The sequence below is a fragment of the Chryseobacterium sp. FW101-FHT12H09 genome (assembly GCF_058790395.1).
Window position 1 is genome coordinate 226,136 of sequence record NZ_JBYTCP010000004.1, and the last position, 11,538, is coordinate 237,673.

Consider the following 11,538-nt stretch of genomic DNA (forward strand, 5'->3'; position numbering starts at 1 on the left):
CCCTTATTAACTGATAAAAATGAGAGGTAATTAAAACACCTTGTTTAATAAAAGTCATTTGAAAATAAATGAGGTTGCTGGATTATTGAAAAAATCAATATATTTTTTTTATTAATGAACATAATAGCATTTGTATTTTAATCCCATCCTGATTTGATATTTAATTACGAAAATATTAACAGTCTGTTTAATAGATTTTTTGAATGGCAATGGGAATAATTATAGAAGAAAAATCCACCAAAAATTCGTATTTTTGTAGGTCTTAATTTTACTATGGCATCAATTACAGAAATAGATATAAAAAAACAGGTATTTGTTAAAAACGCACACCTTAACAACCTGAAAAACATCGATGTATTAATCCCCAAGAATAAACTGATTGTCATTACCGGAGTATCGGGAAGTGGAAAATCTTCTTTAGCTTTTGACACTATTTATGCGGAGGGACAAAGACGTTATGTTGAGAGTTTAAGCTCATATGCACGACAGTTTTTAGGTAAACTGGAGAAACCAAAAGTGGATGATATTAAAGGATTGGCTCCTTCTATTGCTATCCAACAAAAAGTAATTTCTTCCAATCCCCGTTCTACGGTTGGAACTTCCACGGAGATTTATGATTACATGAAGCTTCTATTTGCCCGAATTGGAAAGACCTACTCTCCGGTTTCTGGTGAAGAGGTAAAAAAAGATTCAGTGACTGATGTAGTAGATTATATTAAAGCATCGAAAAAAGATACGTCTTTTCTTTTAACAGCTCCTTTGGAATATGATACAGACAATTTCACTGAAAACTTAAATGTCTTAAAACTGGCTGGTTTTACAAGACTTGAGATCAATGACAATGTTGCCGGAATTGAAGATCTTGAAAGTTTTGGATTTACTCCTGAAAAAGGAATGGTTATCAACCTTGTTATTGATCGTTTCGCTTATGAGGAAGATGAAAGTTTTCTTCAAAGATTAGCAGACTCTATACAGATGGCTTTTTATGAAGGCCGGGGATATTGCTCTCTTAAAAATATAGAAACAGGAGCAGCTAAAGAGTTTTCCAATAAATTTGAATTGGACGGGATTGAGTTTCTGGAACCCAATGTTCATTTTTTCAGCTTTAATAATCCTTATGGTGCTTGTCCTACCTGTGAAGGGTATGGAAAAGTAATTGGAATTGACGAGGATCTTGTGATTCCAAATAAAACACTTTCCATTTATGAGGATGCAGTGGTTTCCTGGAGAGGTGAAACAATGAGTGAATGGAAAAAAGCATTTATAAAAAAAGCTGGTGAATTCCCTATTCATAAACCCTACCATCAACTAACCAAGGAACAGAAGAATTATTTATGGAAAGGAGATGGCAGCAGCAGTTTCCCATCGATCAATAATTTCTTCAAGATGCTTGAGGAGAATTTATATAAAATTCAATACCGTGTTATGCTTTCGCGTTACCGTGGAAAAACCCTTTGTCCAACCTGCGAAGGATTACGACTTCGTGAGGAAACGAGTTGGGTAAAAATTGACGGACACAACATTCAGTCTACTATTGAATTACCTTTAGATGAACTTTCCCCTTTAATCAATAGTTTAAAAATTTCAAATCACGATCGTGATATTGCCAAAAGGCTTTTGTATGAAATTACGACCCGTTTGGATTTTTTATTAAAAGTAGGATTAGGATATTTAACGATAAACAGGACTTCAAATACCCTTTCAGGAGGTGAAAGTCAGAGAATTAACCTGGCAACCAGTTTAGGAAGCTCATTGGTGGGTTCTATTTATATTCTGGATGAACCTTCTATAGGATTACACTCCAGAGATACAGAAAATTTAATTGGAGTTTTAAAAAATCTTCGAGATCTGGGCAATACCGTTATCGTTGTTGAACATGATGAAGATGTGATGAGGGCTGCAGATTATATTATTGATATAGGCCCTGAAGCCGGCTATCTGGGTGGTGAGTTGGTTTTTGCAGGAGATTATAAAGAATTGAAGAATGCCGATACTTTAACCTCTAAATATTTAACAGGAAAATTGGAAATTAAGGTTCCTGAAAAAAGAAGAAAGGCTAAAGAATGGATTTATATTAAAGGGGCAAGACAGAATAATCTGAAAAACATTGATGTAGATGTTCCATTGGAAAGTCTGGTTGTTATTTCGGGAGTTTCAGGAAGTGGGAAATCTACTTTAATGAAAGAAATCCTTACGAATGACATCCAGATACAATTAGGAATGGGTGGTAAAAAAGGAGATTATGATTCTGTAGAATTCCCTAAAAAACTCATTAAAAATATTGAGCTGATCGATCAGAATCCAATTGGAAAATCTTCGCGTTCAAACCCTGTTACTTATCTTAAAGCTTATGATGACATCAGGGATCTGTTTGCTAAACAGAAGATGTCTAAAATGATGGGTTATAAACCAAAACATTTCTCTTTCAATGTAGATGGTGGAAGATGTGACGAATGTAAGGGAGAGGGAGTGATCAATGTTTCCATGCAGTTTATGGCAGATATCGAATTGGAATGTGAAACCTGTAAAGGAACACGTTTCAAGAATGAAATTCTTGAAGTAAAATTTGATGAGAAAAATATTTCTGATATCCTTCATATGACAGTGGATGAAGCTCTTGAATTTTTCAAAGAGAATCATGAAGAAAAGATCGTTACAAAACTAAGACCTTTACAGGATGTTGGTTTGGGATATTTGCAGCTTGGACAAAGTTCATCTACTCTTTCAGGAGGTGAAGCACAACGTGTAAAACTGGCCTCATTCTTAGTAAAAGGAGTTACCACGGATAAGACTTTATTTATTTTTGATGAACCATCAACAGGGCTGCATTTCCATGATATCCAAAAATTACTGAAATCGCTGCAGGCATTGATTGATCTTGGCCATTCTGTGATTGTTATTGAACACCAACCTGATATCATTAAATCTGCGGATCATGTTATTGATATTGGTCCCGAAGCAGGAAAATATGGTGGTGAAATAGTTTTTGCAGGAACACCTGAGGAATTAGCAAAAGATAAAAAATCTCACACAGCAAAATATATTAAAGAAAAGCTGGAGAGTTAAATATAAATAGAGAGTCAAATTGACTCTCTATTTTTTTAACAATAGTTTAAACCATTCTTGGTTTAAGATAAATTATACAAAAAGGGACTTTGTTTAATGTAAGTTCTGTCATCAATTTGAGAAGTTAAAAACTCCGCTAAATCTGTAGCACTTATGTTCTCTCCTTTACAATCTTCAAGATTTGTCTCGGTTTTAAAACTTTCAGAAGTTTGAATAATTAAAGGAAGTCTTATTAAAGTCCAATCCAGATTGGTTTTTGTAAGAATCTCATACTCTGCCTGTCTGTCTTTTGTGGTTTTTGGATAGTTTTGATACATCCATTCTGTTGCCTGTTTCACCTTAATGCTTTTCTTATCAAAAGGAGTATCTACATTCAAACCCGCTATTACGATATATCTTTTAATTCCATGCAAGGCCATTGATCTGGTAATATTCTCTGCGGCATCACTAAATATAGATTCTTCTCCCACAGGTTGACTCAAAGTACTCATTACAACACTACAATCTTTAATCAAGGTATTGACTGAGTGATAATCTCTTGCATCTCCTTTTACGATTTCAATTAAAGGATGTTCAAGTTTAAAATTTTCTGGAGTTTTTAATAATAATTTCATCTTGTATCCTTTTTCTAAAAGATATTGCACAAGATATTTTCCCGATTTTCCGGTTCCACCGATTACGGCAATTGTATTTGTTTTCATAATGTTCTCTTTATTGTTATAAATAGACTAAAAGCACAAATTCTTAAATAGATAATTTGTCTTTAGTTTAAAAAATAAATAATAATGGGTTCAGGAATTTTGAACCTTAAGTATCAAGCTTCGAATGGCGCTTGAATGGGTGTGCTATTTATAAAGAGATATTAATGAAGCAAATGTAATCTTTTATTTTAAAACAACACGGTGAATAAATTCAATCTGAATTTTCATTAAATTTATTCAACGAATAAAGAATTACATTATATTTGTTATCAATTGTCATGCAGCCTGTTACCTCAATTCATGAAGTAAAACAAATCATAATTTATTACTAAATCGTTGCTTTTAAACCAAATTCAAAATATTATGAAACCATTTACCGTAAACATTTCACAAACTGTTCTCGATGATCTGAAAAACCGCATTCAAAATACCCGCTGGCCTGGAGAGGCTGAAGGTTCCGGCTGGCATTTTGGTACCAGTGAAAAATACTTAAAAGAACTTGCTGATTACTGGATGAATAGATATGACTGGAAGAAGTATGAACAACAGCTGAATCAATATCCACAGTATATGGTAGAAATTGATGGGATACAAATTCATTTCCAACATATAAAAGGTAAAAGCAGCAACTCAAAGCCGTTGTTATTAACTCACGGCTGGCCAGATAGCTATTATCGCTTCCACAAGATCATTCCATTGCTTACCGAAGGGGAACAAAGTTTTGATCTCATTATCCCTTCTATTCCTGGATTTGGATTTTCTGATCAAACAGCTGTTAGCAGTGAAGATGTTGCAGGCTTATGGAGAAAGCTCATGACCGAAATATTAGGTTATAAAACGTTTTTTGCCGCAGGTGGTGATGTGGGCATGGGTGTTACCAAAGCTTTGGCTTCTAAAGATCCGGATGTTGTTGCGGCTGTCCATTTCACTGATCTGGGTTATCCCATGGGACAGGAAGATCCCAATAGCATGACTGAAGAAGAGCAACAGTTTGCTCAGTTTGTTCAGCAATGGTGGTATAGTGAGGGTGCTTATGCAATGGTTCATTCTACCAAACCTCAATCTTTGGCCTATGCACTTAACGACTCTCCTATTGGATTGGCATCATGGATCATTAGTTTTGGAAATGCGGGGGCTCCACCCGAATTAATTGAAACAGCATTTGGTGGAAAAGATGAACTTCTTACCAATATTATGATCTATTGGATTACTCAGACAATAGGCTCATCCATGAGAATGTATAAAGCTGATGCTATTGCACAATGGGGAGGTTCCCAACCTTTACAAAAAAGCAATGTTCCTGCAGGAGTTGTTGTTCTTCCTCGTGAAGCACAATTTCCCCGTGAATGGGCGGAAAGATTTGTAAATGTAGTACGTTTCAACAAATTAGATAAGGGCGGCCATTTTGCTGCTTTAGAAATACCACAGGCTTTTGCAGATGAATTGAAATCTTTCTTTTATTCTTTGAAATAATATCTTAAACAGAATAATTGAAATAAACAACCATCTTTGCATTCTTTTAATAGTACCATGAAATACAAATTATTTTTCTTGCTTCCAGTTATTCTATTTTTAATCAATTGTTCTTCAAAAAAGATCATTGATTTGAAAGGTCCTTATGACGTACAACTTGATACTTTAAAGATGTATGACAAGAATAGAGACCGTTTGATTCCCGTTGCTTTCTACAAACCTAAAAACAAAAAGAAGATCTCAAATCAGGAGGTTATTATTTTCAATCATGGATATGGTGCCAATCAGGGTGGGGATTATCTAAAATATTCATATCTGACTAATCAGCTGGCTTCAAAAGGATATTTTGTGGTAAGTATTCAACATGAACTTCCAACTGACCCATTGATTCCGACGGATGGCAAGCCACAGAAAGTACGAATGCCATTCTGGGAAAGAGGAACTGAGAATATTCTGTTTGTCTTGAATGAACTTAAAAAAAGCAACCCTAATCTCGATTATAAGCATTTAACCTTAATGGGTCACTCTAATGGTGGTGATATGGTCGCATTGTTTGGAAATAAATATCCTGATTTGGTCTATAAAATTATTACCATGGACAATAGAAGAATGTACCTTCCCAGAGCTTTTCATCCTAAGATCTATACTTTGCGCTCAAATGATTACCCTGCTGATGAAAAAGTATTACCTACCATAGAAGAACAAAAAAGATACAATATCATTGTACAAAACACCAGTATTAATCACGGAAAAATGGATGATAAAGGTAATGCAGAAGAAAGAAAAACACTGAACAATTTCATTGATAAATATCTTGAAGAAAATTAAATACAGACTTATCCACAAAAAAATGTGGATAACTTGTGAATTTTAACATTTAATTCATGTTTGGTATTAAAAATATTCCTACATTTACTATGTAATACAACTGAAATGAAATCATTTTTTGCTTTTTTCAGCTTTGAAATTGCAATTAAATTTGAAATAAAAATTTAAGCACAGCATTGTCGGCTGTGCTTTTTATTGTTGTCTAATTAAAAAAATGAGATGTATTTATCTACTGGATCCGCTTCTAAAGAGCGGATTCTTTTGTTTAAATAAATACGACTACTCCCGCTCAAATTTCTTTAAAGATCCATTTTCTGTCAATTCAATCGAATACCGTTCTCTACTTCCGTTAATGGTTGTAGGATACCATCTCAGCTTATTATTCCAAACCGAAATATAAATATTGGTTACTGGTTTTGCTCCTTCAATCTGCGATACCTTATCATTATAAATCGCTGCAGCTTTCGCTATGTTCCTAAAACTTACTTTTTGTAAAGGAACCAATCTGCTTTTAATATCATCTTTTACAGACAGCTGCTCAGGTTTTGGCTCAGACCAAATACCATTTTTATAATCATAATTATCTACATATTCAGGATTCTTTGGATGTTGAAGCATAACATGAATATTGCCATCATCATAAAAATAAACCAATGAATAAATAAAAATTTCTTTTCCCATGTACTGAGGAAGCTTTCTTAGGGCTTCCTCAGCTTTATTTAATTCTATTTCATTGGTCAGAAAATCAGTGTTTTTACCTTCTTGGCGTCTTTGTACATGGGTTGTTGTATGTTTTTCAAGTATCGTTGTCACAAGTTGCTGAGCATCCTGAATCTGCTTTTCTACAGCTGGATCAAATGGACTTGGAGGAGGTAATTCCTCTTTTTTTGCATTGACCGCCGTGGTATCAGCCACAGGCTTAAGTGTGTCTTTAATACTTTTGGAAATCTGCTCACAGCTTGTTAAAAAAATACTGCTGATAACTATAATAATTGATTTTTTCATGGTGTTAGCTTATTTCTTCTAAATCTGCAGCAAATGCGATACGGTCCGGATTTTCCTTTAAGTAAAAGATCTCCATAGTCTCCTGTTTCAAACTGCCCAGATCAAGGAGATTTACAATTCTTTTTAATTCCGTTCTTCTTGTTTTATTCTGATAATCAACAAATTCAAGTTTAAACAAAACCATAGGCTGTGCATTGATATAAGTTCCGGTCTGATTAGCACTGAGCAGCTTTGCAGTCGTTTTTAGTCCTTTAAATTTAATCAGTTCAGCTTCACCTTTCTTACCACCCTCAAATAATCTAAAAATAGAAGGCAACCCTACTCTATACAATAAAAGTATCGCAGGACAAAGAATCAAAGGATGCCAGAAGACTATAAAACGCCAACCCATCCCTGCATTTTCTGTTTGATAAGAATAGATATAATAGCCTGCAATAAGTGCAACCAATGTTAACCAACCCAAAATGATAAGAAAGACAACAAGTATATTGATGGTCGCTACTGTTCCTGCAAAAATAAAATAAGGTACTTTTTTCATTTCCTTATCAATAAGAATATCTACTTTTTTACCTGTTTCGAAACGACGCTGCTGAGGTTTAGAGTCATTTACAGCTGCTTTTTGTATAATATCGGTATCAACTAGATTTTTAAATAAAAGTCGAAGTTCATAAGAATTATATTTAGCATTATCTTTAGAAATTTTTACGGCTTCGATTATGTCAGCTTTTCTCGGAACTCCATTTCTATTTAAATAATCAATATTTCTTCTGGCTATAAAATTAGATAATACCCATTTACGAAAATACCCAATCAGAATGATGATCCACAATATGACAGATAATGTTAGAATGCCTAACACAAGCCATGGATTTGTATCTGTGAGTGAAGGCGGATCATCACTTTTGATATTATAATACAAAAGCATAGGAAATGGAATTGCAAAAAACAGCATGTAAAGCATCCAGAATATAGCAAAGCCTTTTTTCATATTTTTTTATTTGGTGATTGGTGGATCTTATTTCATCTTAAAGTTACTTCTTATTTACAAATTCAAGGATAGGATTTAATATGTTTTCTATATATTCCGTTTCTCTTGCAGTGCTTTTCTTACCTCCTGAAAAAGTATCGCTAATTGGATAATTCTTTATAAACTGTTTTTTCTTTTTGCCTATAGCATAGGCCATTTCTCCATATTCAGCTGTGTTGATAATGGTCATTTCATCCAATGCCATTAACCTTTTCCTTATTGATAATATATAGATCTTGTAAATGCTATTTGTTTTTTTATCAAACAGGAATTTAACACTGCCCCGGAAAATAAAACCATATATCGCGTAAAAGAGCATTATCCCACCAATACCATATAAAATATACCTTATATTGTAATCCAATTGAGTAAAAAACGGAACAAAACAAAAGATGATAACCGATAAAAAAGTGAATATCCTTATCTTGGGTAAGTATCCGAAATAAGGCCTTATAATCAGCTCTGTAGATGTTATTTCCAATTGATATTTATTCATTGCAGTGTCCTGTTATTTCTCTTCAATATCCATAATGTCACTAATTTCATTAATGGCATTCTGTGCTGTTTTTGAGCTGAATAATCCTACAATAATAGGAACTCTTTTTTCTTTACCATCTTGGTCGAATATGAAGAAAGCAGTGCTGTCCATGGTAATAAAAAGATATTTTCCTGTCAGTACATAAAATTGTACAAAGTCTTCAAAACGATAAATAGCCTCACCACTAATGATATTGTTTTTATGAGTTATTGTCTTAGACTGTGTGTCTATCACTAATCGCTTTGTTGTTTTCAATAGATTGACAAGAGCGAAAAATACAAATAAGAGAGCAGCCCATAATCCGATCTTTTTTTCTGGCGGAATAATACAATATAAAGCGACACCTATAGCCAGACATGCAAACACCCGTAAGACAGCAGTTGACATTTTAGTTTTCAAATGAAATCTACTGCCTTCCTGTGTGAAATATTTGTAATCGTTCATCTCAGTTGTTCTTTACGATGGATTAACCGATAAAAGCAAATTTATCCTCGAACATTTTTCCAAATACGGGAACTGGTTTTTCAGCATTATTAGCCGCATTAATAATTCCTAATATCCAGAATATCATAATCAGAAGTCCTACAATTCCCAAAAAACCTAATGCTGGTGATATAGAAACAAGGATTCGCATTACAATATTAAAGAGGATACTAATGATCATAAGTCCCAATGACTGTCTTAAATGATATTTAAGCAGAGAATCTGCGTTGTCTTTTCCTATAAGATAAGCTATGATCCAGCCAAAAGGAGTAATATAGGAAATGATAGATAAGGTCTTGTTATTCATAATTTGATGATTAATTGTTAGCATTATTACTGTTACAAATATTCATTCAATAGCTGACAATTTCCAAATTTTACTATTCTACAAAGCATCTACTCATTAGGAAGACTGCGTCTACAATGTGTCTACAGAAATTAAACAAATCTGATTTACAACATATTACAACAAACCACAAACCACTATATTTATTGACTTTTATGTGTGGAATTAACAATTTGTCTTAATTTTAGGGATATGAAACCTGTCCGCTATCAATTGTTTTTATTTATGTGTTTATGCGTAGGCTTAAACAGTTTTGCGCAAAATATATATCTTGACAGCCTGCAGTTGGCCATCAATAATACTGACCTCCCTGAAAAAGAAAAACCTGTTTTATTGAACCGGCTTGCAGAAGTTTACCGGATAAACAGAAATTATTCTGCTGCAGAAAGTAACGCGAGACAAAGTGCCCGTATAGCTTTGCATTACAAAAATTACATTGAAGCTACAAAAGCTTATACACTTATTACTGTTATAAAAGCTAATAACAAGCAGTTGACCTCTTTGAAGCAAACCAGTGATTCAGCCTTGGTATACGCTCAACAGGCTAAAAATCCTGTGGCGATGGCTTACGGATATTATGCACAGGCTTTTTTATATAAAACGCTGGATGATCCACAGAAAAAAATCAAGTTTTGTCAACTGGGATTAAAAGAACTGGAAAAGTCACCTGATCCTTATATTGCGGCAAAACTGTATTACCAGCTTTATGCTGCTTATTCCAATTGGAACAATGTACCACAGGCTAATAAATACGCTCTCAAAACGACCGAAAATGCATTAAAAACAAAAGATTACAACCTACTGAGTAATTCTTATGCAGCATTATCAGTAGCTCATGAATATAACTACAATGCCACTAAAGAAAAAAAGGAACTTGACAGTGTATTATTTTATCTAAAAAAATCAGAAGCCCTCTACCTTAAATACCCAACACAGGTATCCAATTATACATATGCCATCACTTGCATTAACATTGCAAATGTCTACTTCAAATATTTCCCCGTCAATGATAAAAATGCTGAAAAAAATGCCATTTATTATGCTCAAACAGCTGGAAATATTTTAAAAAATAATCCCAATGCTTCAGAAGTTAAAGCGAGCAGTTTGGGTTTATTGAGCGAATATGCATCACGAAGTGGCAACACTAGTTTAACGGAAAGCTACTTATTAGAGGCCTACAATCTTATGAAAGCTGATCAGCATCCCTATTACTACACACTAATCAATATCACCCGATCCTTATCCATTTTTTATAAAAAGCAGGGTAATTTTGAGAAAGCCATTGCCTTTCAGGAAGAAGTAACTGAGTACAGCAATAAGAATTTTAATCAGGAACAGGCACTGAATGCTCAAAAACTGGAAATACAATTTGAAACTGAAAAGAAAAACAATGAGGTAAAAATTTTAAAAGAAAGAGAAGCAAGTCGTAAAATACAAAACTATTTATATGTCTGCATTGTGATAGCTTGCTTGCTGGGGTTGCTCTTTATGTTCCGGTCATATCATTTTAAATTGCGTCTGTCTTTAGAGCGTGAAAAGCAGCTGCAGTTAGAAAAACAGGAATCTGAAATGCAGATGAAGTTAGAAAAAGAGGAACAGGCGAGATTAAAAGCGGAACAGCAATTACTGGAAGCTCAACAGCAGCAATTGCAAAAGGAGGCAATGGCCAATGTCCTTCAACTGGAACATAAAAACCGTATGTTGCATACCATAAAAGATAAACTGGCTGATGATAATTCATTAAATATGCAAAAGATCGTAAGAGAAGAAATGGTTCTGGATAATGATTTTGAAGGCGCTAAACTACAAATCCAGCAGATACACCCGGACTTTTTTAACCTCATCAATGAAAAAGCACAAAAAAAACTTACCCTTTTAGATATGAAGCTTTGTGCTTATCTCTATCTTAAAATGGATACCCGGCAGATCTCACAGCTCATGCATATTGAACCTAAAAGTGTACGAATGAGCCGTTATAGAGTTAAACAGAAATTAGGACTGGAGAAAGATGATGATCTCAACTTATTTTTACAAAGTGTAGGCAATTGAAACAAGTGATTATTTCTCACTT

10 protein-coding genes are annotated in these 11,538 nt (G+C 33.9%); 4 read left to right on the top strand and 6 right to left on the bottom strand.

Annotated elements, in window-relative coordinates; genetic code table 11:
* Positions 1 to 273: 273 nt before the first annotated feature.
* Positions 274 to 3,066, top strand: coding sequence for an excinuclease ABC subunit UvrA (uvrA, locus tag AC3WRL_RS16665; protein ID WP_492330782.1), 2,793 nt, complete (start codon positions 274 to 276; stop codon positions 3,064 to 3,066).
* Between the two features lie 62 nt (positions 3,067 to 3,128).
* Here uvrA and AC3WRL_RS16670 read toward each other — a convergent pair whose 3' ends face one another.
* Complete coding sequence (locus AC3WRL_RS16670; protein ID WP_492330783.1) at positions 3,129 to 3,767, bottom strand: NAD(P)-dependent oxidoreductase; 639 nt, start codon at positions 3,765 to 3,767, stop codon at positions 3,129 to 3,131.
* Between the two features lie 363 nt (positions 3,768 to 4,130).
* On the opposite strand from AC3WRL_RS16670, the gene AC3WRL_RS16675 reads away from it, so the two are divergent.
* Both AC3WRL_RS16675 and AC3WRL_RS16680 read left to right on the top strand, forming a co-directional pair.
* Positions 4,131 to 5,240 (top strand): epoxide hydrolase family protein, encoded by a 1,110-nt coding sequence (locus tag AC3WRL_RS16675; RefSeq protein ID WP_261512087.1) that lies wholly within the window; start codon positions 4,131 to 4,133, stop codon positions 5,238 to 5,240.
* Positions 5,241 to 5,297: 57 nt separating this feature from the next.
* Entirely contained in the window at positions 5,298 to 6,068 is a 771-nt protein-coding gene (locus AC3WRL_RS16680) for an alpha/beta hydrolase (RefSeq protein ID WP_214825391.1), read from the top strand.
* 279 nt (positions 6,069 to 6,347) lie between these two features.
* Here AC3WRL_RS16680 and AC3WRL_RS16685 read toward each other — a convergent pair whose 3' ends face one another.
* From AC3WRL_RS16685 to AC3WRL_RS16705, 5 genes are read right to left on the bottom strand one after another with little or no spacing between them, the layout of a single operon-like run.
* A complete protein-coding gene (locus AC3WRL_RS16685; RefSeq protein ID WP_492330784.1) occupies positions 6,348 to 7,073 on the bottom strand; it encodes a hypothetical protein in 726 nt (241 codons plus the stop codon).
* Between the two features lie 4 nt (positions 7,074 to 7,077).
* Positions 7,078 to 8,061, bottom strand: coding sequence for a hypothetical protein (locus AC3WRL_RS16690; RefSeq protein ID WP_492330785.1), 984 nt, complete (start codon positions 8,059 to 8,061; stop codon positions 7,078 to 7,080).
* A 43-nt stretch (positions 8,062 to 8,104) separates the two neighbouring features.
* Positions 8,105 to 8,596, bottom strand: a complete 492-nt coding sequence (locus tag AC3WRL_RS16695) for a hypothetical protein (protein ID WP_492330786.1) — start codon at positions 8,594 to 8,596, stop codon at positions 8,105 to 8,107.
* A gap of 12 nt (positions 8,597 to 8,608) precedes the next feature.
* Positions 8,609 to 9,082, bottom strand: coding sequence for a hypothetical protein (locus tag AC3WRL_RS16700; RefSeq protein WP_492330787.1), 474 nt, complete (start codon positions 9,080 to 9,082; stop codon positions 8,609 to 8,611).
* A 22-nt stretch (positions 9,083 to 9,104) separates the two neighbouring features.
* Positions 9,105 to 9,428: a magnetosome magnetite crystal formation protein family gene (locus AC3WRL_RS16705; protein ID WP_261512082.1), complete on the bottom strand. Its 324-nt coding sequence runs from the start codon at positions 9,426 to 9,428 to the stop codon at positions 9,105 to 9,107.
* Between the two features lie 231 nt (positions 9,429 to 9,659).
* Between AC3WRL_RS16705 and AC3WRL_RS16710 the strand changes: the two genes are divergently transcribed.
* Complete coding sequence (locus AC3WRL_RS16710) at positions 9,660 to 11,516, top strand: helix-turn-helix transcriptional regulator (RefSeq protein ID WP_492330788.1); 1,857 nt, start codon at positions 9,660 to 9,662, stop codon at positions 11,514 to 11,516.
* Positions 11,517 to 11,538: the final 22 nt, after the last annotated feature.

Excerpts from the sequence above, each read along its gene's own strand:
- AC3WRL_RS16685 (WP_492330784.1), bottom strand. The coding sequence starts at position 7,073 with ATGAAAAAATCAATTATTATAGTTATCAGCAGTATTTTTTTAACAAGC.
- AC3WRL_RS16690 (WP_492330785.1), bottom strand. The coding sequence starts at position 8,061 with ATGAAAAAAGGCTTTGCTATATTCTGGATGCTTTACATGCTGTTTTTT.
- uvrA (WP_492330782.1), top strand. The coding sequence starts at position 274 with ATGGCATCAATTACAGAAATAGATATAAAAAAACAGGTATTTGTTAAA.
- AC3WRL_RS16670 (WP_492330783.1), bottom strand. The coding sequence starts at position 3,767 with ATGAAAACAAATACAATTGCCGTAATCGGTGGAACCGGAAAATCGGGA.
- AC3WRL_RS16695 (WP_492330786.1), bottom strand. The coding sequence starts at position 8,596 with ATGAATAAATATCAATTGGAAATAACATCTACAGAGCTGATTATAAGG.
- AC3WRL_RS16700 (WP_492330787.1), bottom strand. The coding sequence starts at position 9,082 with ATGAACGATTACAAATATTTCACACAGGAAGGCAGTAGATTTCATTTG.
- AC3WRL_RS16710 (WP_492330788.1), top strand. The coding sequence starts at position 9,660 with ATGAAACCTGTCCGCTATCAATTGTTTTTATTTATGTGTTTATGCGTA.
- AC3WRL_RS16675 (WP_261512087.1), top strand. The coding sequence starts at position 4,131 with ATGAAACCATTTACCGTAAACATTTCACAAACTGTTCTCGATGATCTG.
- AC3WRL_RS16680 (WP_214825391.1), top strand. The coding sequence starts at position 5,298 with ATGAAATACAAATTATTTTTCTTGCTTCCAGTTATTCTATTTTTAATC.
- AC3WRL_RS16705 (WP_261512082.1), bottom strand. The coding sequence starts at position 9,428 with ATGAATAACAAGACCTTATCTATCATTTCCTATATTACTCCTTTTGGC.